The organism is Caballeronia sp. LZ028 (genome assembly GCF_031451415.1).
GTDB lineage: Bacteria > Pseudomonadota > Gammaproteobacteria > Burkholderiales > Burkholderiaceae > Caballeronia > Caballeronia zhejiangensis.
Genome location: NZ_JARUXN010000001.1, coordinates 349,902 through 374,734, shown reverse-complemented (window position 1 = coordinate 374,734; position 24,833 = coordinate 349,902). Strand labels below are relative to the sequence as shown.

Annotated in this window: 21 protein-coding genes; 11 read left to right on the top strand and 10 right to left on the bottom strand. The window is 61.2% G+C overall.

The genetic code is table 11. The features are described 5' to 3' along the window. Positions 1 to 226: 226 nt before the first annotated feature. The 5 genes from QCE58_RS01760 to QCE58_RS01740 all read left to right on the top strand — a co-directional run bounded on the left by QCE58_RS01760 (position 227) and on the right by QCE58_RS01740 (position 9,026). The gene (locus QCE58_RS01760; protein ID WP_250520890.1) at positions 227 to 1,876 is read left to right on the top strand and encodes a Na+/H+ antiporter; all 1,650 of its coding nucleotides are present in this window, start codon (positions 227 to 229) and stop codon (positions 1,874 to 1,876) included. A gap of 481 nt (positions 1,877 to 2,357) precedes the next feature. Then, positions 2,358 to 5,924: a type VI secretion system Vgr family protein gene (locus QCE58_RS01755; protein WP_250520889.1), complete on the top strand. Its 3,567-nt coding sequence runs from the start codon at positions 2,358 to 2,360 to the stop codon at positions 5,922 to 5,924. A gap of 181 nt (positions 5,925 to 6,105) precedes the next feature. Continuing rightward, a complete protein-coding gene (locus tag QCE58_RS01750; RefSeq protein ID WP_250520888.1) occupies positions 6,106 to 7,287 on the top strand; it encodes a hypothetical protein in 1,182 nt (393 codons plus the stop codon). Positions 7,288 to 7,356: 69 nt separating this feature from the next. Further along, a complete protein-coding gene (locus tag QCE58_RS01745; protein WP_250480203.1) occupies positions 7,357 to 7,614 on the top strand; it encodes a PAAR domain-containing protein in 258 nt (85 codons plus the stop codon). Next, a complete protein-coding gene (locus QCE58_RS01740; RefSeq protein WP_250480202.1) occupies positions 7,611 to 9,026 on the top strand; it encodes a hypothetical protein in 1,416 nt (471 codons plus the stop codon). Before QCE58_RS01745 ends, QCE58_RS01740 begins: the two co-directional genes overlap by 4 nt. Before the next feature lie 185 nt (positions 9,027 to 9,211). Here the strand turns inward: QCE58_RS01740 and QCE58_RS01735 are convergent, their stop codons facing one another. From QCE58_RS01735 to QCE58_RS01715, 5 genes are all read right to left on the bottom strand, one after another. Beyond that, the gene (locus tag QCE58_RS01735) at positions 9,212 to 10,513 is read right to left on the bottom strand and encodes a solute carrier family 23 protein (protein WP_034470340.1); all 1,302 of its coding nucleotides are present in this window, start codon (positions 10,511 to 10,513) and stop codon (positions 9,212 to 9,214) included. A 145-nt stretch (positions 10,514 to 10,658) separates the two neighbouring features. Beyond that, positions 10,659 to 12,236 (bottom strand): methyl-accepting chemotaxis protein, encoded by a 1,578-nt coding sequence (locus QCE58_RS01730; RefSeq protein WP_008351994.1) that lies wholly within the window; start codon positions 12,234 to 12,236, stop codon positions 10,659 to 10,661. Positions 12,237 to 12,679: 443 nt separating this feature from the next. Next, positions 12,680 to 13,222, bottom strand: coding sequence for a response regulator transcription factor (locus QCE58_RS01725; RefSeq protein ID WP_250480201.1), 543 nt, complete (start codon positions 13,220 to 13,222; stop codon positions 12,680 to 12,682). Between the two features lie 45 nt (positions 13,223 to 13,267). Continuing rightward, entirely contained in the window at positions 13,268 to 14,566 is a 1,299-nt protein-coding gene (locus tag QCE58_RS01720) for an ATP-binding protein (protein ID WP_008351999.1), read from the bottom strand. 108 nt (positions 14,567 to 14,674) lie between these two features. Then, entirely contained in the window at positions 14,675 to 14,896 is a 222-nt protein-coding gene (locus tag QCE58_RS01715; protein WP_008352000.1) for a cysteine-rich CWC family protein, read from the bottom strand. A 144-nt stretch (positions 14,897 to 15,040) separates the two neighbouring features. Here QCE58_RS01715 and argB point away from each other — a divergent pair, with 144 nt between their 5' ends. After that, entirely contained in the window at positions 15,041 to 15,940 is a 900-nt protein-coding gene (argB, locus tag QCE58_RS01710; protein WP_008352001.1) for an acetylglutamate kinase, read from the top strand. Positions 15,941 to 16,001: 61 nt separating this feature from the next. Then, positions 16,002 to 16,754, top strand: a complete 753-nt coding sequence (locus tag QCE58_RS01705) for a pyrimidine 5'-nucleotidase (RefSeq protein ID WP_008352002.1) — start codon at positions 16,002 to 16,004, stop codon at positions 16,752 to 16,754. Here QCE58_RS01705 and QCE58_RS01700 read toward each other — a convergent pair. Together QCE58_RS01700 and QCE58_RS01695 are read right to left on the bottom strand one after the other, a co-directional pair. Next, positions 16,740 to 17,060, bottom strand: a complete 321-nt coding sequence (locus tag QCE58_RS01700; protein ID WP_008352003.1) for a type II toxin-antitoxin system RelE/ParE family toxin — start codon at positions 17,058 to 17,060, stop codon at positions 16,740 to 16,742. The two genes, QCE58_RS01705 and QCE58_RS01700, sit on opposite strands and share 15 nt — an antisense overlap. Beyond that, entirely contained in the window at positions 17,057 to 17,338 is a 282-nt protein-coding gene (locus QCE58_RS01695; protein ID WP_034470337.1) for a type II toxin-antitoxin system Phd/YefM family antitoxin, read from the bottom strand. Before QCE58_RS01695 ends, QCE58_RS01700 begins: the two co-directional genes overlap by 4 nt. A gap of 304 nt (positions 17,339 to 17,642) precedes the next feature. Between QCE58_RS01695 and QCE58_RS01690 the strand changes: the two genes are divergently transcribed. Genes QCE58_RS01690 through QCE58_RS01675 form a run of 4 tightly spaced genes read left to right on the top strand, consistent with a single transcriptional unit; the run spans position 17,643 to position 21,636 of the window. Continuing rightward, entirely contained in the window at positions 17,643 to 18,788 is a 1,146-nt protein-coding gene (locus tag QCE58_RS01690; RefSeq protein WP_250520887.1) for a homoserine O-acetyltransferase, read from the top strand. Further along, on the top strand, positions 18,785 to 19,393 hold the full coding sequence (gene metW, locus QCE58_RS01685; protein ID WP_008352006.1) for a methionine biosynthesis protein MetW: 609 nt from the start codon (positions 18,785 to 18,787) through the stop codon (positions 19,391 to 19,393). The genes QCE58_RS01690 and metW overlap by 4 nt, the downstream gene beginning before the upstream one ends. Before the next feature lie 45 nt (positions 19,394 to 19,438). After that, positions 19,439 to 20,725, top strand: coding sequence for an AmpG family muropeptide MFS transporter (locus QCE58_RS01680; protein WP_008352007.1), 1,287 nt, complete (start codon positions 19,439 to 19,441; stop codon positions 20,723 to 20,725). After that, entirely contained in the window at positions 20,722 to 21,636 is a 915-nt protein-coding gene (locus QCE58_RS01675; protein WP_250480199.1) for a M48 family metallopeptidase, read from the top strand. The genes QCE58_RS01680 and QCE58_RS01675 overlap by 4 nt, the downstream gene beginning before the upstream one ends. A gap of 1 nt (position 21,637) precedes the next feature. On the opposite strand, the gene QCE58_RS01670 is transcribed toward QCE58_RS01675, so the two are convergent. The 3 genes from QCE58_RS01670 to gatB all read right to left on the bottom strand — a co-directional run bounded on the left by QCE58_RS01670 (position 21,638) and on the right by gatB (position 24,831). After that, positions 21,638 to 22,423, bottom strand: a complete 786-nt coding sequence (locus QCE58_RS01670; protein WP_250480198.1) for an exodeoxyribonuclease III — start codon at positions 22,421 to 22,423, stop codon at positions 21,638 to 21,640. A 21-nt stretch (positions 22,424 to 22,444) separates the two neighbouring features. Beyond that, positions 22,445 to 23,284 (bottom strand): PPK2 family polyphosphate kinase, encoded by an 840-nt coding sequence (locus QCE58_RS01665; RefSeq protein WP_175979711.1) that lies wholly within the window; start codon positions 23,282 to 23,284, stop codon positions 22,445 to 22,447. A gap of 77 nt (positions 23,285 to 23,361) precedes the next feature. Continuing rightward, positions 23,362 to 24,831, bottom strand: a complete 1,470-nt coding sequence (gene gatB, locus QCE58_RS01660) for an Asp-tRNA(Asn)/Glu-tRNA(Gln) amidotransferase subunit GatB (RefSeq protein WP_250435423.1) — start codon at positions 24,829 to 24,831, stop codon at positions 23,362 to 23,364. Between the last annotated feature and the right edge of the window lie 2 nt (positions 24,832 to 24,833).

Below are 24,833 nucleotides of genomic sequence, written 5' to 3'. Positions count from 1 at the left end.
CGGTAAAGCAAGCTCCATGCGCAGAGCGCGCTGCGCGCAGCCGGTGTTTTGCGTCCCGCGTGCACCGTCAGCAGGCGATTTCAGGTGCACGCGCACCGTCGCGGTGCGAAAGCCGGCGGCGCGTCCGCTGCCCGCATCGCGAGCAAACGCTAAACTTTGCGCTCATCGAAACAATGCTAGACGCCGCGCGCACAGCCGTTCGTGCGTCTGGTGCAGTAGCGCACACATGGAAATCGTTTTTACCGTCCTCATTCTTCTGCTGGCTGTCGCGCTTTCGGGATTCGGACTGAGCCTGCTTCCGATCAAGCTGCCGCTGCCGCTCATCCAGATCGCGATCGGCGCGTGCCTCGCGTGGCCGGGCTTCGCGCTGCACGTCACGTTCGATCCTGAACTTTTCATGCTGCTCTTCATTCCGCCGCTGCTGTTCGCGGACGGCTGGCGCATACCGAAGCGCGAGCTGTACATGCAGCGCCGCGCGATCCTGATGCTTGCGCTCGGGCTCGTGTTCATCACCGTCGGCGTGCTCGGCTATTTCCTGCACGCGATGATTCCGTCGATGCCGCTGCCCATCGCGTTCGCGCTCGCCGCCGTGCTTTCGCCGACCGATGCCGTCGCGCTGACGGGCATCGCCGGGCGCAACCGGATTCCCGCGAACCTGATGCACGTTCTCGAAGGCGAGGCGCTGATGAACGACGCGTCGGGCCTCGTCGCGCTCAAGTTCGCGATCGCGGCCGCGCTGACGGGCGTGTTCTCGCTGCGCGACGCGACGGTCAGCTTTTTCATCATCGCGGCGGGCGGGTTGGCGATCGGCGCGGCGATCAGTTGGGCCGTCACCGAGATTTCGTCGCGCCTGCTGAAATTCTCCGACGACGACGATCCCGCCGCGGGCGTCATCCTCACGATCCTGATTCCGTTCGCGTCGTACGTGATGGCCGAGCACGTTGGCTGCTCGGGCATTCTGGCGGCGGTGTCGGCGGGCATGATGATGAACATCCAGAGCTTGCGCGAAGGCATTCCGAGCGCGGTGCGCGTGCGCATGACGAGCACCTGGACGATGATCGAATTCGTCTTCAACGGCATGGTGTTCATCCTGCTCGGGCTGCAGTTTCCGCACATTATCGGGCAGGCGCTGATCGAGGCGCATCACGACGGCAACGCGCAGGTCGGGCTGCTCATCGGCTATGTGTTCGCGACGCTGATCGCGCTTTATGCGTTGCGTTTCGTGTGGGTGTATTCGCTGCGCTGGGTCGCCGCGCGCCGTACGGCGAAGCAGGGCCTCGACAGCGCCGCGCCCGGTTTTCGCACGCTGGCGCTGACGACGATCGGCGGCGTGCGCGGTGCCGTGACGCTGGCGGGCGTGCTGTCGCTGCCCGTGACGCTCGCCGGGCGCGATCTGGCGATTTTCATCGCGTCGGCGGTGATTCTGGCGTCGCTCCTGATCGCCGTCGTCGGCTTGCCGCTGATGCTGCGCGGCATCGAGCGCGAGAAGAATCCGCATGCGGTGGAGGAGCGCATGGCGCGTCGCCGCGCGGCGCAGGCCGCGATTCGCGCGATCGACGATACGCATGATGAGCTCATCGAACAGATGGACGAAGCCGCGTCCGCGCGTTGCGCCGATTCGACCGCGCGCGTGATGAGCATGTATCGCAGACGGCTGGAATCGCTCGGCGACGAAGAAGCGTCGCGCAAGGCCGCGAAGAAGAGCGAAATGGTGGAGACGCGGTTGAAGATGGCGGCGTTGCGGGCCGAGCGAGCGGAATTGCTGAAGCTGCGCTCGTTGCAGCATATCAACGATGAAACGCTCAATAAGCTGATGCGGGAGGTGGATCTTTCGGAGACTGCTATTGTGAATCGGAAGCGGGGGGCGGGGGCGTAGGGGTTTGGGGCTTCTTGTCGCGATCTTGATTTTTATTGGCCTCGTTTCTGTGCGGCGCAAAGCAGGAATTTTTCTATCTTCCTTACATGGGCCATGCGAATTCCCGAATAGATACGACTAACGCTGAGTAAAAAGTTCGCAACGCGCGAGACGCTAAAGCGAGTTACGCTTTCCCTTTGCGACTGTCTCGCCTCGCCTGAGCGCGCAAGAACAATCTGATTCTCTCGTCCGGCGCGGGCGATTGATCTTCGCAAGGGCGGTGCGTCAAGAATTGACACACATATCAAGCGGCTTGCGCTACCCTTCGTAGGGCTAACGAGTCTGATCGGAAACAATGGCAACTTCGGACTAGGAAAGCGCGGCTTCTCGCGTACGTCATCGTCTGGACCAACGACGCTCCGAAGTTAAGCACTGCTTCTGACTCGCCAACGGCGGTTTTTTTTATGCCGGTTACGTGCGTTCAGCCACGAAGGAGGAATACTTGAATCGAAGAGAGGAATACTTTGAAAGGCGTGACCATGCCTTTCGAGGACAGCATCAACCTTATTTTCTGGAGATGCGCAGTGTACCGAGTTCGGCCACTGCCGATGTTTTCAGTATCGAGGGCGAAGAAGCGATCGGACGCGAGAGCCGCTACACAATCCAGTTCACGCATACCTCGCACGATTTGTCTCAGCGTGAATATCTTGGCAAGCGCGGCTCGTTGCTTATTCAGCCGCCGCGACGACTCAGACCCGAACCGCCACGTCACAAATACGGCGTCGTGACGGGATTCTCCAAACTCTCCACTTCGAAGAGCCAGAGCGTCTACGAAGTCGTATTGGAATCGCGGCTCGCGCTTTTGCGAAACACGCCGAAGGTTCGCTTCTTCTTCGACAAGAGCGAGCCCGAGATCATGCAACAACTCTTGCAGGAGCACGGCTTCAACAAGATTTGGGCGCGCGTGGACATGAAGCTGTATCGGACGTATCAAAAGCGGCGCATCGTCACGCAGTGGCAAGAGTCCGATCTGGCATTCCTCAAGCGGATGTGCGAACGCACCGGCATCTGGTTCGTCTGCGAGGAAGGCGAAGACTGCGAAGTCGTGCGCTTCGGCGATGACTTCACGCATTATCGCCGTGATGCAGCGCGTGATAATCGCGCGTTTGGATTACCGTTCCGTCCTGAAGCCGGCATGGACACGCACGGTGCGGAATCGGTGAAGTCGTTGGAAATGCATGCCGTGAGCATTCCGGCTGCCTATCACGTGCGCAGCTATAACTACCGGCAGGCGCCATACCCGATCGAGGCGACCGAACAGATTCGCGCAAAGACGGACGACACCAGCACTTACGGCGAGGCGTCGACGGCCAGTCTGGCTATTGAAACCAAAGAGGATGCGCAACGCGAAGCACTATTGCGTCGCGAAGCCGCGGAGGCCGCGCAGATCGAATATCGCGGCACGGGCGATTCGCTGGATGCCACGCCCGGCACCGTCATCGCGTTCACCAATCACACGCTCGCGGATGCGAAATATGGCTTGTTGATCGTGAGCATGAAGTGCAGCGCTTCACGCACGCAAGGGTACAAGGTCGAGTTCACCGCGATTCCTTCCGATCGCCTGTATCGGATGCCTTTGCGTGAGTCGGAATGGCCGCGCATCGAGGGCACGATAACCGGAACGATTGCGTCGACGGAAGGTTATAGCGGTCCTTACATCGATCCGCACGGCGAATATATCGTTCAGTTCCACGATGACCGAGAGAAACGCGTCGCGGGTCTGAATAGCTGTCTGCTGCGACTCGGCAAGCCTTTCGCGGGGAAATGGCAGAGCGGCTTTCATATGCCCTATATACCCGGTACGGAGGTGGCCGTCGCGTTTTTCGCGGGTAATCCGGATCTGCCATATATCCTGCATGCGCTGCATAACTCGCAAGATACCGACCCGGTTCATCAGCAACACAAGTGGCGCACGCGTAACGTCGTCATCCACACGATTCGCAATAACACGATTCAAGTCGAGGATCGGGAGAATCAGGAACACATCAAGATTGCGACGGAGCCGGGTAAGTCGCAACTGAATCTCGGTCATGCGGTCAATAACGGAGACCAGCTTCGCGGACTCGGTTTTGAGCTTCGGAGTGATGCGAAAGGAGCCGTTCGAGCGGGTCAGGGGCTGTTGATTTCCGCCGAGGCGCAAAGCAAAGCGCAAGGACAGATCACGGATACGGCCGGTGCAACGGCATTGTTCGAACGCACACAAGCGCAAGCCGATGCGTTGGCGCAAGGTGCGGTTGCATCGAAGGCGGAAGTCGCGGATTTGAAGGCCGAGAATCAATGGCTCCGGGACGAACTCGCCGACATCAAGAAGCAGGTTATTGCGCTGTCCGCGCCTCACGGGATCGGGCTCGCTACGCCGGATCGCGTGATGATCGGCGCGGGCAAAGACGTGAGTGTGGCGACGTCTCGCGGATTCAATGTCAGCGCGTTCAAGAACGTGACGATTGCAGCGCGTGAGGTTTTGTCGCTGTTCGCGAACACGATGGGGATTCGCATGTTCGCGGGCAAGGGGCCGATCGAGATTCAGGCTCAGTCGGACGTGTTGGCGCTTGCCGCGCAGAAGGACGTGATCGTGACGAGCGCGAACGGCGCGGTGCATGTGCGCGCCGATAAGGAACTCGTGCTCGAATGCGGCGGTGCGTATGTCGAGTTGAAGGATGGCGCGATTACGCTTGGTAGTGCAAAGCCGTTGCAACTCAAGCTGCCGGGGATGAAGAAGGGGGCGCCGGAAGTACTGTACCTGAGTGGCCCGGCGTTCTCGCCGACCGTCGTGCCGTTCAGGACGAGCTGCAACGCATGGCTGAGCGGAAATCCGCGCCCGGAGCAAGTATCGCCTTCCGCTGAAGAGGTGGGCTTGGAGGGGTTTGCAAATGCGCCAGTAGCTACGCCAAAGCCGATCAGCAAGGTCAGTAGCAGGAGATCCACGCCGATCGAGCAGATAGAGCAGCCGCCGATAAGTGGCAACTCTCCCAACCATCCGAATGCGGATCATGACTCCGCTCATGAACCGAAGTCGCCAATCCAAAATGATCCGCTACCGCTGAAACTAGATAGTCCCGTCTTCTGCGACGGACAGTTCGAGGATATGACGGGTCAGTTTGATGGAACATTCGACTCCGCACCCTATGAAAAACTCGACGCATCCAAACAACCAATACTCGATGACTTAGGCAGCCCGACGATTACCGGATATCCCAAGGCAACGAGTTTTTCACTGCATTTTGACGCTGCGAAAAGAACGCTCTACGCAAGCGTTCATATAAAAGTGACTCCGGTTGAACTTATCAAGGTCGATGCCACGGGGAAGCCGGTTATCTCAACAAGCGGACAGAAGGAAGTTGTTCACTATGATTGCATGCTCCATTACTACGGGGTGCGCGCGGGAGCAGGAAAGATTTTCAACAATAACCTAGTCATGCAGCACCGTAGTGCCGTGCCCCCCGCCTTTCTTGCAGCGAAGAAGCAGGAGATCGAGGCCACACTCAATCGGCACCGAAGCATATTGATTTTGAACGGATGCTCGAAACATGCAGCTTGCGGTTGCCGAGTAGCAGTCGAATTCAAGGTTGATCTAATGGTTAACCTCTTCGACAACAATGCTGGAAACGATGCAAACACGGTTAGATTATTCACCACGGCGACACGCGCGGACTCGACTTCGTGGGGCGAAAAGAATATGAAACCCGACTCATCCGTGCCAGGGACATTCGTGGAAGCGGCAAGAGATAGTGTCATCGCGCACGAATGCGGTCACAATTTCAACTTCGTTGATGAGTATTGGGCTGAGGGCGGAATCGTGCATAAACGGTACATCAAGAACGGCCAGATCGATTTCGCGACCGGTGCGAGTTTCGCTGGACAGCAAGTCTGGCAACTCGAAAGCTCGGCCACGCTCATGGGTGGAGGAGCTTGGACTAGCAACCCAACGATACCGCCGTATCACCTCGAATACATCGCAAGGAAATTCTCGGAACTGTCGCAAAAAGATTGGAGGATAGGGTATGTCTAATCATAACTTTTCCTTACCGCTCAATTTCAAACTTAGGTTGAGAATCCTTACCACTACAGTTTTTCTTATTTTAATCATGCAACATCTTCATGCACAACCAGCCCCGTACCCTAGGGGACCAGGCTTCGGTGTTACCAGGCTCAGTGGTACGCAGAATGGTTCCAATGGCGTGGGAGTGTGGATGGACGGTACGGTTCAAATTGGGCTCTCCGACACCATCATCTCTGATGTGGTCGGAATTGGAGTCACAAGAACGCAGATCTCTCGCGACGATTTGCTTGAGGCTAGAAACCTACATACAGAGCTTTGCCTTGGCGCGAAGAAAAATCTCAATCCGAATGCCATTCTCACTGAGCCGGGAACTCAATTTACAGTGCGGTGCGTTGAGGACGGAAAAGAGATTGCCTATACCGGTCGAACTGAACAACTTACGGATGAATTGTCTCAGCGACTGCATTCGTTCAGCGCGCGCATGCAACAGAATTTCGACCGGGACAGTCGTGCGCTGGTTAAGCTCGATGCAAGAGTTGAAGGAATTGAAAAGAAAGATAATGGCCTTCTAGTCTCCGTCACATTCATCAACAGCGGACAGTTTCCGCTCAAAATGAAAACCCCCGATCAGTGGGATCCGTCTGGAGGGTGGTCTACTCAACTTACAGTGGGAGGATCAGACATTGAGAAAAACCACGGGTGGAGCGTAGATTTAGTTGGGGTACCGATAATCAATAAAGCCGAATATCCAGAGGAGTTCGTCACCATAGCTGCGCCAGGACGAGCTTCCTTTAAGTTCCTGGTGGTGCCGACTCAGAAAATTAATCGCGGGATCTATCTCATGAACCTGATGGTGGGCACAAGCATTACCGCTGACGAAGCTATCGCTCGCAGAGGCAAGGTCTTATTCCATTCCGACTATAAGAATCCGTACCGCATCACCTTCGACCGCGACTACCCCTCGACGCCTGAAGAATGGAAAGCGTTCGAAGCCCGCAAGGCCAAGCAGGTGTCAGCGCTTCCATCCGGCGCGATGGTTGCCGACTCCGGCTATTACCGCATGGTCTCGGTCTTCGGCCCTCGCAGCCAGTTCGTGACGAAGCTCGAAGCGGGCAAGGCAGCGCCAAAGCTCGACGTGAACACGTGGGACAAATGGGAATGGGAAGCGGACCTCGCACGCGCAACCATGTGCAAGCCCGCCGACGCCTGTACGCGTGACGGGACGTGGGTGCTTCGCAGAATGGAGTACGTGCCGAAGCCCACAGACGAAACGATTGCGAGCTATACGCGCCGCGTGCGCATGGGCGAGGCATTTCCCACGCCCAACGTGGCGGAGACATCGAAACTCTACTGGGAATGGCTCGGCGCGTGACTTGCCGCTGACCTTACCAACGCCGGGGCATGCCGCTCCGGCATCCTCATTTCAGTTCCAAATTCCAACATGAAACAACCCGTACGCAAGGGCGATTCCACTTCGCACGGTGGCGTCGTCAAAACGGCTTCGTCCTCATTCGACATCGACGGGCGCATGGTCGCGCTACTGCACGACATCGTGACGTGCCCCGAGCACGGCGACAACCCGATCATCGAATGCGGTGACGGCTACGAAGAGCACGGCCGCAATATCGTCGCGGACGGTTGCCGCACACAATGCGGCAGTATCGTCAAAGCGACGACGCAAGGAATGGACATCGCATGAGCATGGATTGGCGCATTCCTTCCATACCCGAGTTCAAGCACTGGAAATACCCTTCGCCGTGGATTCCGGCCGTTGCACTAATCGTTGTCGTCATCGCGGGCTTCATTCTCACGATCCTGAACTGGAAACAGGGCGAAGCGATCTTATCGGGCAAGTTCTTTCTCTTCGCGTTGGTGGTGCCTTTACTGCTGTGGGGCGCGTTCTGCGCCTTGCTGTATCAGTCCTACGAGGATTGGAACAAGGGTGTCGACTGGTGGAACTACCTGTGCAAGGACCATTTCGCCGACTGGCGTGATTGGGCGCGCTGGGATCTGGCCTTGCTCGATACCGTGACGGTGACGCCTGAAGTGCAACTCGCTGAGCGCATGGCCGCGCTGGACGGTATGCCGCCGGTGAACGGCGGCAAATCGCCGAAGCTGGCGCAGCGCGACTTCGCCGCGTTGCTTACGCAGCTTGTCGAACCGTTGATGCCGCATCTCGCGCGCTTCGCAGGGAAAAGCACCATCCACATTGCGCTTCAGACGTCACATGAGACGCACGTCGCGCAACTTCGCGGCGTGCTGCAAGCGCTCGAAGTGCCGAACCTCGAGCACATCGCTGTGACGCGCGTCGAAGCGAAAGAGTGTTCGGCGTTGCTCGATATGTGGATGACGAACCAGACCGTCCGCTATGACTACGACCATGACCGGCGCAAGAGAACGCCGGACCTGTGCCTTCTGCTCGCGTGTCAGCTTCAGGAGGAAGGCGCGGCACCTTGCACGGAAGCGGCCGTCGCGCTGCTGTTCGCTTCATGGAATCTGCTTCGCGAGAAGAAGCTCAAGCCCAAGGCGCGGCTCTTTCGCTCGATGCCCACGACAACAGACGACATACCTGACGCCATCAAGACGCTTGTCACTGCCGAGCCGACACCGGTCAAGCGCCTGAAGCACATGTGGATGAGCGGTCTGTCCAAACCCGACGGCCACGTGATGCGCGCAGCGGTGAAGGACAGCGAGCCGGAATTGACCTTGCACGACCTCGATCATGCAATCGGCCTTCCGGGACCGGCCAGCCCGCTGCTGATGCAAGCACTCGCGGCTGAATTGATGCAGTACGGGCAAGGTCCGCAGGTCGTAGTCACGCCTGCCGCCGAGGGTGTCCGGCTGAATTTGATCGGCAAGGACTATGCACCGATCGCGCGCGCCGTCGAGCCGAACCTGAGCCTGATTCAAATGTCGACTTCATACGGCTTCGTTTGCCTGACCGTGTTGCTGCTGATCCTGGGCGAAGCGGGCGAGTTCAGCCCTGGCTGGTTTTGGAGTATCGCGGCCGCGGGGCTAGTCTTTCTGTTGATAGTTCAGCCCGCTGCGCAGATCTTCAAGCGGCGCACAGTGACTCAGGAGTTCTACGAGCGAGCGCGTTCGGGGGGATGAAATCGATCAGGAAGAGCGGATGGATCGGCTGAGGTGGCGACGCGCGCTGTGGCGCGTCGATCGCTGAGCCAGCGCGTCTGCGACGGACGCGCTTGCGCGGTTTGAGGGACGTCATCCACCGATGCCGCCCCGTACGAGCGCAATGTTCTCAAACCCAAGAAATTGAAACCGAGCGGCAAAAGCCCTCAAACCACCCCCGCCCCCCGCCGCCGCAACAGCGCATAAAAGATGATAGCGCCGAACGTAGCCGTCCCGATGCCACCGAGAGCGAACCCACCGAGCTTCAGCGTGAAATCCCCGGTCCCGAGCACGAGCGTCACCGCCGCAACGATCAGATTCCGGTTATCCGAAAAATTCACCTTGTTGACGACCCAAATGCGCGCGCCCGTCACCGCGATAAGCCCGAACACGACGATCGACACACCGCCGAGCACCGGCCCCGGAATCGTCTGAATCAGTGCGCCGAACTTCGGCGAAAACCCGAGCACGATCGCGAACAGCGCCGCGATCACGAACACGAGCGTCGAATAGATCTTCGTGACGGCCATCACGCCGATGTTCTCGGCATACGTCGTCACACCGGTGCCCCCGGCAAAGCCCGATGCAATCGTCGCCAGCCCGTCGCCGATGAACGCGCGTCCGATGTACTTGTCGAGACTCTTGCCGGTCATCGCGCCGACAGCCTTGATGTGCCCGAGATTCTCCGCGACGAGAATGATCGCGACCGGCGCGATCAGCGTCATCGCCGGGGCTTCGAAGACAGGCGCGGTGAAGTGCGGCATGCCGAACCACGCAGCGTTCGCGACGATCGAAAAGTCGATCGGCTTGCCCATGCCCATCCCGTTCGTGAGCGCCGCATAAATGATGTACGCGATCGCGAGACCGATCAGGATCAGCAGCCGCTGCGCCATCCCGCGCGCGAACACCGCGACGCCGCCCACGCACAGCACGGTGACGAGCGCCATCCACGATTCGAAGCTGCTGCCCATCACGCCTTTCACCGCGATCGGCGCGAGATTCAGCCCGATCACGCAGACGATCGCGCCCGTCACGACCGGCGGCATCAGCGCTTCGATCCACTTCGTGCCGACCGCCGCAACGATCAATCCGATGATCGTGTAAGCCACGCCGCACGCAATGATCCCGCCGAGCGCCACCGGTATGTTCAGGTTCGGGCCATGACCGCTGTATCCCGTCACCGCGATCACGAGGCCGATGAACGCGAAGCTCGAACCGAGATAACTCGGCACGCGCCCGCCGACCAGCACGAAAAACAGCAACGTGCCGATGCCCGACATGAAGATGCACAGATTGGGATCGAAGCCCATCAAGAGCGGCGCGAGCACGGTCGAGCCGAACATCGCGACGACGTGCTGAACGCCCATCGCGATCATCTGCGGCCAGGCGAGGCGCTGGTCGGGCCCGACGACGCGACCCTCCTGGGCGTCCGGCTGGACCGGCCAGCGCGGGAAATAGGAATCGGACATCGGCGGGGCTCCTTGGCGGCGGTGAGGCGCCGCTCCGTGCGGCGCGCTCGATCTGAAAAAATCAGGCGCGAGTGTACGGAGCGGGCTCTCGGGTGGCAAGCGAGCCGATATTACGACCGTTTGGCCGTCGCATGCCCGCGACGCGTCACACTTTTCCCGCGCCGGAGACGTCGCGCTCCAGCTCGAAAACCGCGACCGCGCTCTTCAATTGCTCGGCCTGATCGGCCATCGCGCCCGCCGCGGCGGCGGCCTGTTCGACGAGCGCCGCGTTCTGCTGCGTCACCTCGTCCATCTGCGCGACCGCGCGATTCACCTGCTCGATGCCCGCGCTCTGCTCATGCGATGCCGACGAAATCTGCGCCATGATGTCCGTCACGCGCTGCACGGCCTGTGTGACTTCGGCCATCGTCGCGCCGGCACGCTCGGCGAGCGCCGCGCCGCTGTCCACGCGCGCCGTCGACGCTTCGATCAGCTCCTTGATTTCCTTCGCCGACGTCGCGCTCCGCTGCGCGAGCGAGCGCACTTCGCCCGCGACCACCGCGAAGCCGCGCCCTTCCTCGCCGGCGCGCGCCGCTTCCACGGCCGCGTTCAGCGCGAGTATGTTGGTCTGGAACGCGATGCCCTCGATCACCGCGATGATGTCCGTCATGCGCTTCGAGCCCGACGCCAGTTCGCGCATGTTGTCGACGACCTCGCCCACGAGCTCGCTGCCGCGCGCCGACACATCCGACGCGCCGCGCGCGAGCCCGCTCGCTTCGTCCGCGTTGCTCGCGTTCTGCCGCACGGTCTGCGTGAGCTGCTCCATGCTCGACGCCGTCTCTTCCAGCGACGCCGCCTGCTCTTCCGTGCGCTGCGACAGATCGGTGTTGCCCTGCGCGATTTCGCGCGATGCGTACAGGATCGAATCGCTCGAATGCCGAATCCCGCCGACGATGTCCGCGAGCTTCGCGCTCATGTTGCCGAGGCTCGCGAGCATGCTGCTGTCGTCGCCGGGACGCGTGGCGACGCGCGTCGCCAGATCGCCGCGCGCGATGCGGTCGGCGATATCCGCCGCGTACGCCGGCTCGCCGCCGAGTTGCGCCGACAGACGCCGCCCGATCAGCACCGCGAGCAACGCGCCCGCGACCATCGCGCCGAACACGAGCGCGAGCATCACGACGCGCATCGTTTCATACTCCGATGCCGCGCTGCTGCGCGCCTCGGTCGCGCGCTTGCGCTTGAAGTCGGCGAGACGCTCAAGCGATTCGCGCGCCTTCTCGCTCGCGGCGATCGCGCGCGCGATGAGGCCCATCTGATCGACGTCGACGGGCATCGCTTTCTTGCCCATCTGCATCAGCACGATGTCTTCCCACGCGGCGACGGACTTGCTGGCCGCATCGTAGAGCGCGAGGCTTTCTGCCGAGCGCATCGTCGGGCGCATGCGCTCGAACGCGCGGTGCATGCTGTCGAGCGATCCGGCCATGCCTTCCTTCAGCTTTTCCTTGCCGGCATCGTCGGCGAAAGTGAGGTTGGCGGCGGCGAGGTCCGTGTTGAGCTTGTGCTTGTTGATTTCCTCGACCCAATAGAGGCCGTCCATGTGACGGTCGCCGATTTCCTCGATCAGGAAGTTCATCTTCGCGAGCGAAACCACGCCGGTGGCGCCCACGCACGCAGTGAACAGAATCACGACCGCGAAAGACAGCAAAAGCTTGCTGAGCACGGACAGGCGGTCAAACCATTTCATCGAAGTCTCCTCTTTCACGCCCCGCGGACGACGCCCGCGGACGGCGCGGCGCAAACTTCGGTTCGCGCACAGAGTGGCTTTACGGCGCTCGCTGCAAAATTCTTGAGCGCGTATGAAGGAGATAACGCCGGCGAAATGGACGCTGAAACGAGGACGAAAGAACCGCGAAAGCTCGTCCGAAAGAAATCCGCAAATTGCTGCTAAGTAGCAGACAACCTAAGCAAATTCCTAATTGGGAATTTTCTGATTTGGGCGCCCAACGCTGCAACGTATGCTTTGTCCATGCGTGTTCCATGTACGCGCATGTCGTTGCAACTCTCCGATTTCCGCCCTTGGCACCCGGCTTGGGCGGTTCTTTTTTTTGGGCGCCCGTTTTCGTCGATGCGATTTTCGAACGCATCGATATCGAACCGACGCCCGAGCTTCCTCGGGCGTCATCCGCCTTACTGCCGCACCGGTTTCTTCGCCAATTTGCGCTGCAGCGTGCGCCGATGCATGTTGAGCGCGCGCGCCGTCGCGGAAATATTGCCGTTGTTCTCCGCAAGCGCGCGCTGGATGTGCTCCCATTCGAGCCGCGCAACCGAAAGCAACGTCGGGTTCTCGATCGCCTCTTCGGCCGTCTGCTCGCTCGCCTGCTCGTGCAGCGCGGAAAGAATCGACTCGACGTTCGCCGGCTTCGCGAGATAGTTGTCCGCGCCGTCCTTCACCGCCTGCACGGCCGTCGCGATGCTCGCGTAGCCGGTCAGCACGAGAATGCGCGCGTCCGGTTGCAGGTCGCGCAGCGGCGCGACGAGGCGCAGGCCGGAATCGTTGCCCAAGTGAAGATCGACGGTGACCATGCCGAATTTGTGCTGGTTGGCGAGTTTCAGCGCTTCGTCCGCATTGTGTGCCTGATGCGGCGTGAAACCGCGCCGTGTCAGGCCGCGGGCGAGAATGCCGGCAAAGACTTCATCGTCGTCGATGATCAGGAAGTTGGTATCGCTCATGTGTTTCTTCTCCAAAATGCCGCTCGCGTGCGCCTGAGTTCGAGTTCAGGCCGCGCCGCTTCGTTCAGTTCTTGCCGTCTGCGCGGGCGCCGCCACCGCGCCGCGATTCGGCAGGCGCAACACGGCGCACGTGCCGCGCGGCTTGCCGTCGATCAGTTCGATCGAACCTGCGAGCCGCGCCGCCGCCGCGAACGCCAGATATAACCCGACGCCGTGTCCGCCCTGCGTGCTGTCGACCGGTCCGGCGCCCAGCGTGCCGCGCAGCGCGGCGGGAATGCCCGGACCGCGGTCGCACACGTCGAAGCGCACGTAATCCAGTTCGTCGACGGTTTCCGCCGACGCCTGCAGCGTCACCGATTCGCTGCTCGCGCGCGCGGCGTTGTCGAGCAGGATCGTCAGAATCTGTCCGACGGCGACGGCATCGTCGATCGACGCATCCGCGGGCGTCCGGTCGATTTGCGCGAATTTCACCTGCGGATGCCGCAGACGCCATTGCTCGATGAAACTCGACAGCCACTCGTCGAGCGCCTGGCGGCTCGACGGCCCGGTCGCGCGGCTGCGCAGGCGCGCGAGCGCGGACGTGCACAAAGCCATCTGCTGTTCGAGCAATTCGAAATCGGCCGCGTAGGGCGCGAGGTTCTTGTCGTGCGCGGCGGAATCGCGCAATTCCTCCGACAGCATCGCGATGGTCGAAAGCGGCGTGCCCATTTCGTGCGCGACGGTCGCCGCCTGCACGCCGAGCGCGACGGCCCGTTCATCGCGAAGATGACGCTGCTGCGCGTCGGCAAGCGCGGCGTCGCGCACGCGCAGCGCCCGCGACATGCGCGCGACGAACCAGCCGATCAGCACGACGCTCACCATGAAGTTGACCCACAGGCCGGTGCGGAAATAATCGAACAGATTGGCCGGATTCTCGATGTTGAGCGGCACATAGTTGTAACTAAGCAGCGCGTAACAGGTGACGGCGAAGAGCGCGAGGCAGGTCATCATCGTCCACGGCAGGACGGCGGCGGCGATCGCGAGCGACGGCAGATAAAGCGTGACGAACGGATTGGTCGCGCCGCCGGACAGGAACAGCAGCGCCGACAGCGCGCCGAGGTCGACGAGCATCTGCCCGAACAGTTCGAGATTGGTTTCCGGACGCGCCCGCGCGACGCGCATCCAAGTGAGGCCGTTGAAGACCATTTCGAGCGCGATGACGAGCAGCATCGCGGGCAGCGGAAGCTTCGCGCCGAAGAATATCTGGACGACGGCGATGGTCGTCAGCTGGCCGATGATCGCGAGCGAGCGAAGCCAGAAAAGATGGCCGAGATTGACCCGTCCGGTGTTGGTTATGCGATGCATCTGATTGAGTGCGTGTTAGCGCGTGCGCGCTCCGTGCGACATTATCCCGTTTGCATCCCGCCTGCTGCGACATCTGGCGCGATTTGTCGCACCTCGGCACGCGCTCTGCTAACTGGAAGTCGTGCCGCGCCCGGCTTCCGTTGTGAGACACGCGGGACACAGACAACGAATGCCGGGCCGCAATCGATCCAGCGGCAACGCGGGCAGCGACGCGCACCAGCACGACGCATCGCCCGCGAGCGCGCCGCAGCGAAACGTCGCGCCGCAGCGTTCGCAAACCTGCGCGCCCGGCGCTTCGCGTTCGTTCGTTTCCGTGGATGGGTTCATCATCTTGTCATCAATCTGCCGAAACGATGATCGCACGCCGGAACGCCCGCCGGAAAACGTGGCGCGACCGCGGCAATTCGTCCTGCCGCGGAGCGTCGGTCCTGTACAATTCGGCGTGTTTAAACGCTCCTCGCCTCATTTGCCGCCATGTCCGAGCTACCCGACCTCACGCAAATCGCGCCGACCCTGAAGGCTGAAATCCTGGCCGAGGCGCTGCCCTACATCCGTCAGTATCACGGCAAGACGGTCGTGATCAAATACGGCGGCAATGCCATGACCGAAGAGCGCCTTAAGCAGGGCTTCGCGCGCGACGTCATTCTGCTGAAGCTCGTCGGCATCAATCCGGTGATCGTGCATGGCGGCGGCCCTCAGATCGATCAGGCGCTGAAGAAGATCGGCAAGCAGGGCACCTTCATTCAAGGCATGCGCGTCACCGACGAAGAGACGATGGAAGTCGTCGAGTGGGTGCTCGGCGGCGAAGTGCAGCAGGATATCGTCACGCTGATCAATCACTTCGGCGGCCACGCGGTCGGTCTGACCGGCAAGGACGGCGGCCTGATCCACGCGCGCAAGCTGATGATGCCGGACCGCGACAATCCGGGCCAGTTCATCGACATCGGTCAGGTCGGCGAGGTCGAGGCGATCAATCCGGCGGTCGTCAAGGCGCTGCAGGACGACGCGTTCATCCCGGTCATTTCACCGATCGGCTTCGGCGAAGACGGCCTCTCGTACAACATCAACGCGGACCTCGTCGCGGGCAAGCTCGCCGTCGTCCTGAACGCGGAGAAGCTCGTCATGATGACGAACATCCCCGGCGTGATGGACAAGGAAGGCAATCTGCTCACCGATCTTTCCGCGCGCGAGATCGACGCCCTCTTCGCCGACGGCACCATCTCCGGCGGCATGCTGCCGAAGATTTCGTCCGCGCTGGATGCCGCGAAGAGCGGCGTGCGCTCGGTGCACATCATCGATGGCCGCATCGAACATTCGGTGCTGCTCGAAATCCTGACCGAGCAGCCGTTCGGCACGATGATCCGCTCGCATTGAGCTCGTTCCCTTGCTAAAGACGCCCGCCTTCGCGCGGGCGTTCTTACGATAACGGCGCACGATGACCGCGCAACGCATTTCCCGCCGACGCCGCGTCAAGACGCGCGGCCCCGTCTGGCTCTTCGATCTCGACAACACGCTGCATCACGCGTCGCACGCGGTGTTTCCGGCGATCAATCGCGGCATGACGCAGTACATCATGGATCGCCTGAACGTCGACGTCGACGAGGCGAACCGGCTGCGCGTCGGCTATACCGTGCGTTACGGCGCGACGCTGCTCGGGCTCGTGCGGCATCACGGCGTCGATGCCGCCGACTTCCTGCACGAGGTGCACACGTTTCCCGATCTTGCGTCGATGCTGCGCGCCGAACGCGGCCTCACGCGCATGCTGCGCGCGCTGCCCGGACGCAAGATCGTGCTCACCAACGCGCCGACGCTCTACGCGCGCACGGTGCTCGCGGAACTGGGCATCGCGAAGCTGTTCGAGCGCGTGATTGCCATCGAAGACATGCGCAGCGGCCACCATTGGCGCGCCAAGCCCGATGCGCCGATGCTCCGCCACGCGATGCGCCGCGCGCACGTGCGTCTCGAGGACGCGATTCTCGTCGAGGACACGCGCGGGCATCTGAAGTCGTATCGGCGGCTCGGGATTCGCACCGTGTGGATCGTCGGACATCTGCCGGTCGCGAAAACGTCGAACGGCGGGCTGTCGATTCGCAAGCCCGGTTCCGGGCGGCCGCACTATGTGGATCGCACGGTGCGCTCGCTGCGCGCGCTGACGCAATCGCGCCGATTGCCGCTACATCCGAAATAAGCGGCGCGCGAGTATGTCTTCGAGGTCCGAGCGTGCATCGACGACGAGATGCACGTAAATCGTGTCGCCATCGACCTTGTAGATGATGCGGTTGGTGCCGCTCGGCACTTCGTAATAGCCCGACATGCGAAAGTCGACGAGCTCGGGCGGCGTCGAGCCGTTGCGCGGCGCGGCTTCGATCTCGGCAATGGTTTCCGCGAACTTGTTGCGCGTAGCGGCCCACGCCGTGCCGCCGAACTTGTTGATGACATAGCGCCGGAAATCCTGCAGATCCCGACGCACCGGATCCAGGAAAACGGTCTTCATTTGAAGCCTTCCTCGCGGTCCATGCGCTCGATCTCGGCGAAGACATCGCCGGCGCTCACGCAGTGGCCGGCTTCGATGGTCTTCTGTCCCATCGCGAGAATCTTCAGCAAGGCAAGCGTCTGATGCAGGTCTTCATAGGACTGCACATCCTGCACGACGACCCTGCCTTCACCGTTCTGCGTGATGAGCATCGGCTCGCGGCTCTCGACGATATTGCGGATCATCTCGGCCGCGCGGCTCTTCAGGTGACTGAGCGGTCTGACCCGGCTCGGTTTCATGTCCTTTCCTCGGGACGACGAGGCGATTAGACAATATAGACGCTAAAGCGGGCCGCATCCAAGGCGCGGCAGATGGCGGCATTATTGACGGCGTTATGACGTTTTCCGCTATACTTCCCCGCTAACGAGATTTTCTCGAACATGAACAGTGCGCCGATTTGCTGACTCGATTGCGGGCGCGCGAACCTCAGTGATCTTTCGCGGGGTTCACTATAAATGCGGCTAAAGAGGTCGTCAGCCGCGCTCGATTTCTCAGGCAGCGCATCGCCGACACCGTTTAGCCGCCAGGTCAAAGGCGGAATGAATGGAATCGATCGGCATCGTCACTCCCCAAACAATGCGCTTCACCGAGCCGCTGCGGATGCAGAACGGCTCGTCGCTCGGCGACTACGAACTCGTCGTCGAAACCTATGGCGAACTGAACGCCGCGCGCTCGAACGCCGTGCTCGTGTGCCATGCGCTGAACGCGTCGCATCACGTCGCCGGCATTCACGCCGATAACCCGAAGAACGTCGGCTGGTGGGACAACATGGTCGGCCCCGACAAGCCGCTCGACACGAACCGCTTCTTCGTCATCGGCGTGAACAATCTCGGCTCGTGTTTCGGCTCGACCGGACCGATGAGCATCGACGGCGCAACCGGAAAACCGTATGGCGCGAGCTTTCCCGTCGTCACCGTCGAGGACTGGGTGAACGCGCAGGCGCGTCTCGCGGACCGCTTCGGTATCGAGCGCTTCGCGGCCGTGATGGGCGGCAGCTTGGGCGGCATGCAGGCGCTCGCGTGGAGCATGATGTATCCGGAGCGGCTCGCGCATTGCATCGTGGTGGCGTCGACGCCGAAGCTGTCCGCACAGAACATCGCGTTCAACGAGACGGCGCGCTCCGCGATCCTCTCGGACCCCGACTTCCACGGCGGCGATTACTACGCGCACGGCGTGAAGCCGCGCCGCGGCTTGCGCGTCGCGCGGATGATCGGCCACATCACGTATCTGTCGGACGACGACATGGCCGTGAAATTCGGCCGCGCGCTGCGCCGTGCCGAAGGCGCGCTCGACGCGTACAACTTCAATTTCGATGTCGAATTCGAAGTGGAGTCGTATCTGCGCTATCAGGCCGACAAGTTCGCCGAATACTTCGATGCGAACACGTATCTGCTCATCACGCGCGCGCTCGATTATTTCGATCCCGCGAAAGCCTTCGACGGCGATCTAACGAAAGCGCTTGCCAATACATCGGCGAAATATCTCATCACCAGCTTTACGACCGACTGGCGTTTCGCGCCGGCGCGCTCGCGCGAGATCGTGAAGGCGCTGCTCGACAACAAGCGCACGGTGAGCTACGCGGAAATCGACGCGCCGCACGGCCACGACGCCTTCCTGCTCGACGACGCGCGCTATCACAATCTGATGCGCGCCTACTACGAACGCATTGCCACGGAGATCGGCGCATGAACCAGCACACTCTCGATTCCCTCGCGCTGCGCTCGGACTTTCGCGCGATCGCCCGCTGGGTCGAACCGCGCTCGACGGTGCTCGATCTCGGCTGCGGCGACGGTTCGCTGCTGTCGCTGCTCGGTGAAGAACTGGAAGTGAAGGGCTACGGCATCGAAATCAACGATGCCGGCGTGCTCGCGTGCGCGCAAAAAGGCGTGAACGTGATCCAGCAGAATCTCGAAGACGGCTTGCGTCTCTTCGAAGACGACAGCTTCGACTTCGCGATCCTCTCGCAGACGCTGCAGACGATCCATCAGACCGCCGCGATCCTGCGCGAAACGGTGCGCGTCGGACGCGAATGCATTGTGTCGTTTCCGAATTTCGGTTACTGGCAGCATCGGCTTTCGGTGATTCAGGGACGCATGCCGGTGTCGAAATCGCTGCCTTATCAATGGCACAACACGCCGAACGTGCGCGTGCTCACGATCAAGGACTTCGAGGCGCTCGCGCCGGAAGTGGGCATCGAGATTCTGGATCGCGTGGTGCTGCACGGCGGGCAGTCGGTCCGTTGGGGCGCGAACTGGCGTGGTAGTCTTGCGGTCTATCGCGTGAAGCGCCGGTAACATCGACCGGCGGGTTCCCGCATCGACAACTGCCCGTTATCTGACATGCCCGATACGCCACACGAGGCGCCCGCTCTAACTGCTCACGAAGATCATCCCGGATGGCGCGCGTTCCTCAACAAGCGCATCCTCATTTGCGTCTTTCTCGGCTTTACGTCCGGATTGCCGCTCTTCACGCTTTATAGCCTGTTGCAGGCGTGGCTCACGACCGCGCACATCAACGTCAAGGAGATCGGTCTCTTCGCGCTGATCGGACTTCCGTACACGTGGAAATTCGTCTGGTCGCCGCTGATGGACCGTTTCATTCCGCGCTTTCCCGGCTGGAGTCCGGGCAGGCGGCGCGGCTGGATGTTCGTCACGCAAGTGCTCGTGATGATCGCGATCGGCTCGTTCGGCTTCTTCTCGCCCGAGCAGAATCTCTGGGCCGTCGCCGCGATCGCCGCGCTCGTCGCGTTCTTCAGCGCGAGTCAGGATATCGTCATCGATGCCTATCGCCGCGAGCTCCTCGCCGACACCGAACAAGGGCTCGGCAACGCGGTGCACGTCAACGCATATAAGGTCGCGGGACTCGTGCCCGGTTCGCTGTCGCTGATTCTCGCGACCGTCCTGCCGTGGAAAAGCGTCTTTCTGATCACCGCCGCGTTCATGCTGCCGGGACTCATCATGACGCTCGTCGTGAAGGAGCCGCAGATTCATGGCGCGCCGCCGAAAAATCTGCGCGAGGCGATCGTCGAGCCCTTTCACGAGTTCGTCACGCGTGACGGCTGGCGCGCGGCGCTGCTCGTGCTCAGTTTCATCTTCCTGTACAAGCTCGGCGATACGATGGCCACCGCGCTCGCGACGAAGTTCTTCATCGACGTCGGATTCTCGCTCGCGCAGATCGGCGTGATCGCGAAAGCGGTCGCGTTCTGGGCGAGCATCGCGGGCGGCTTGCTCGGCGGCATCGCGCTCGTGAAGATCGGCATTGCGCGCGGCTTGTGGATCTTCGGCATTCTGCAGATCGTCGCGACGCTCGGCTTCGCATGGCTCGCGAAGATCGGGCCGTCGCCGTTCGCGCTCGGCGTGCTGTACGGCTTCGAAACCTTCGCGACGGGTCTCACGCTCGCGACCTTCACGGCGTATATCGCGAGCACGACCGACCCGCGCTACACCGCGACCCAATTCGCGCTCTTCACGAGCCTCGCGGCCGTGCCGCGCACCTTCGCGGCGGCGGGCAGCGGCTACATCGTGAATGAAACCGGCTGGTTTCCGTACTTCATGATCTGCGTCGCGCTGTCCATTCCGGGCATGTTACTGTTGCCCAAGATCGCGCCCTGGAGAATTCGACGATGACGGTTTCTTTCAAGCTTCGCGCCTTGGTTTGCGCATGGACATGGGCGTCGCTCGCGCCTTCGTCCGCGTATGCCCAGGACGAACAAAAGACGCCGCCGCCGTACTCCGCACCGAACAACCAGATCCGTTTCGGCAATACGGCGCTGTTTCGCAACTTGATTGCGCCCGCGACGCTCGAAGCGCAGGCCGCCGACGAATACGCGCAGGTCATCCACGATGCCGAGCGCAACAAGACGCTGCTCCCCGATACCAACCCGCTCGTCAAACGCGTGCGCGAAATCGCGAATCACGAGATTCCGTTCGCGCTCAAGTGGAACGATCGCGCGAAGAGCTGGAAGTGGGAGATCAACGTCATCAAGTCGGCCGACGAGCGCATGGTCTGCCTGCCGGGCGGGAAGATCGTCGTGTACAGCGGGCTGATCGACAAGCTGCATCTGAACGACAACGAGATCGGCATGATGATCGGCCATGAAATCGCGCACGCGTTGCGCGAACATGCGCGCGAGCGGCTCGGGCGGCAGCAGGCGGCGCAGCTCTCGTCGAACGGCATGCCGCAGCTTTTCGGCTTTTCGAATTACGCGTCGCAGCAGCCCGATATCGGCGATGAACTGCTGACGATGCGCTATTCCCCCGCCGACGAAACCGAAGCCGACGTGATCGGCAGCGAGATCGCGTCGCGCGCGGGCTACGATCCGCGCGCGGCCGTCACGTTGTGGAACAAGATCGATTCGGGCACGCGCCGCGCGGACGATGGCTTCATCTGGCTACATCCGTACGGGCCGGATCGCCGGCAGGATCTGCTCAAACGCATGCCGGACATGATGCCGCTCTATGCGAAGGCGGTCGGCAAGACCATCGATCAGTTGCCGAATTACGCGGGAATGGGGCGGTTCAAGAAGAGCGGGCGCTAGCTCACTTCTTCTTCGCGATCTTCCAGTCGTAATCGATCGTCAGCGGCGCGTGGTCGCTGAACTTGATATCCCGGAAAATCGACGTCTTCTTCGCGGTCGCGGCGACTTCCTTCGTCGCGATCTGATAATCGATACGCCACCCGACGTTCTTCGCATACGCCTGGCCGCGATTGCTCCACCACGTATATTGCTCGGGACGCTGATCGAGCGTGCGGAATACATCGACATAACCGACGTCCTCGAAAAGCTTCGTGAGCCACGCGCGTTCTTCGGGCAAACAACCGGAATTCTTCTGGTTGCTCTTCCAGTTCTTGATGTCGATTTCCTTGTGCACGATATTCACATCGCCGCACAGGATGACTTCGCGCTCCTTCGAAAGCGCGTCCAGATGCGGCATGAACTCGTCCATGAAGCGATACTTCGCCTGCTGACGCTCGTCGCCGCTCGAACCCGACGGCACATACACCGACACGACCGACAACTTGCCGAAACGCGCTTCGACATAGCGCCCTTCCGGATCGAACTCTTCCGAACCGAAGCCGATGATCACGTCATCCGGTTCGTGGCGCGTGTACAGACCGGCGCCGCTATAGCCCTTCTTCACCGCGTGCTGGAAATAGCCCTGGAAACCGTGCGGCGCGAGAAATTCCGGCGTCAGATCGTCCTGCGAGCATTTGATTTCCTGAACGCACACGACGTCGGATTTCTGCTCTCCGAACCAGTCGAAGAAACCTTTCTTGGCGGCCGAACGGATGCCGTTGAGATTGGCGGTTATCACGCGAAACATGTTCTTCCTTTTTGATCTTGATTATTCGACCTTCACGCCCTTCAGCGATTCTTTCGCCGGCGGGAATTCGAGCTTCATGTCCTGCATCGTGCGCAACAGCAGCTCTGCGACCATCACGTTGCGATGCGTCTTCGAATTGCCCGGAATGATGTACCAAGGCGCGTAATCCGTCGATGTCGCCGCGAGCGCGTCGGCGTATGCGGCCTGGTAGTCGTCCCATTGCTTGCGCGCTTCGAGATCGGAGACGTCGAACTTCCAGTGTTTCGTCGGATCGTCGATGCGCGCCTGCAGTCGCTCGCGCTGCTCGTCCTTCGAAATGTGCAGGAAGCATTTGACGATGGTGGTGCCGCTGTCAGCGAGCAGCGCCTCGAATTCGCGAATATGCCGATAACGCCGTTCGCATTCGTCGGCATCGATCGACTTCAGCACGCGCGGCACGAGCACGTCTTCGTAGTGACTGCGGTTGAAGATCGCGAATTCGCCGGCCATCGGCGCCTGCGCGTGCACGCGCCACAGAAAATCGTGCGCGGCCTCGCGCTCGGACGGCGCGCGAAACGGCACGATGCGCAAGCCGAGCGGATCGACATCGTGAAACACCGCGCGCACCGTGCCGTCCTTGCCGCTCGTGTCCATGCCCTGCAGCACGAGCAGCACGCGCCGGCGGCGCTGCGCGTGCAGTTTCTCCTGAAGATCGTCGAGTTGCACGCCGATCGCCGTGAGACGCTCGCGGTCGATGTCCTTCGTGCCGCTGGAAAACGGCTTCGCGGACGGATCGATCGCGCTCAGGTCGAATGGCTTGCGCTTCTTGCCGGCGTCGAAGAAAGGCACACGGAAGTCGTCGAGTTCGGGTTTTTTTGCCATATTTTTGTGATCACCAAAAAGAAAGGCCGTCGCCTAGCTTAACCGGCAACGGCCCTGTCTTTCACGCACCGAAACAATCAGCCGAGTTTCTTCTTCAAAAGCTCGTTCACCTGCTGCGGATTCGCCTTGCCCTTGGTCGCCTTCATCGCCTGACCGATCAGCGCGTTGAACGCCTTCTCCTTGCCCGCGCGGAATTCCTCGACGGACTTCTGGTTTGCCGCAAGCACCTCGTCGATGATCGCCTCGAGCGCGCCGGTGTCGGAAATCTGCTTCAAACCCTTCGCGTCGATGATGCGATCCGCGGCGGCCTCGTCGGTCGCCTTCTCTTCCCAGATCGTCTGGAAAATGTCCTTCGCGATCTTGTTGGAGATGGTGCCATCGGCGATGCGCTGAATGATGAGCGCGAGCTGCGCGGCCGATACCGGCGATTCGCTGATATCGAGCGATTCGCGATTCAGTTGCGCGGAGACGTCGCCCATCATCCAGTTCGCGGCGATCTTCGCCTGGGCCGCGCCCGCCTTCTGCACGAGCGCTTCGAAGTAGGACGCCATCGCCTTCGACGAAGTCAGCACGCCCGCGTCATACGGCGTCAAACCGTACGTGTCGACGAAACGCTTCTGCATGTCCGCCGGCAGCTCGGGCATCTCGCCCTTCACGCGATCGATCCACGATGCATCGATCACGAGCGGCATCAGATCGGGATCGGGGAAATAGCGGTAATCGTGCGCGTCTTCCTTGCTACGCATCGAACGCGTTTCGCGCTTGTCCGGGTCATAAAGACGCGTTTCCTGAACCACCGTGCCGCCGTCTTCGATCAGCTCGATCTGACGGCGCACTTCGTACTGGATCGCTTCTTCGAGAAAGCGGAACGAGTTCAAGTTCTTGATCTCGGCGCGCGTGCCGAATTCCTTCTGGCCGACCGGGCGCACCGAGACGTTCGCGTCGCAACGGAACGAGCCTTCCTGCATGTTGCCGTCGCAGATGCCGAGCCACACGACGAGACCGTGCAGTGCCTTCGCATACGCGACCGCTTCCGCGGCGCTGCGCATTTCCGGCTCAGTGACGATTTCGAGCAGCGGCGTGCCCGCGCGGTTCAGGTCGATGCCCGTCATGCCCGCGAAGTCTTCGTGCAGCGACTTGCCTGCGTCCTCTTCGAGGTGCGCGCGCGTCAGGTTGATGGTCTTCTCGTACGCTTCCTTGCCCGCCTTCTCGTTGGCCGGCACCTGAATCGTGATCTGCCCGCCCTGCACGACCGGAATCTCGTACTGGCTGATCTGATAGCCCTTCGGAAGATCCGGATAGAAGTAGTTCTTGCGCGCGAAGATGCTGCGCGGCGCGATGTGCGAACCGATCGCGAGACCGAAGCGGATCGCGCGCTCGACGGCGCCGCGGTTCATCACAGGCAACACGCCGGGCAACGCGAGATCGACGGGACTCGCCTGCGAATTCGGGCTCGCGCCGAACTGCGTGGGCGCGCCGGAAAAAATCTTGGAGACGGTGGAAAGCTGCGCGTGCGTTTCCAGACCGATGACGACTTCCCACTGCATGT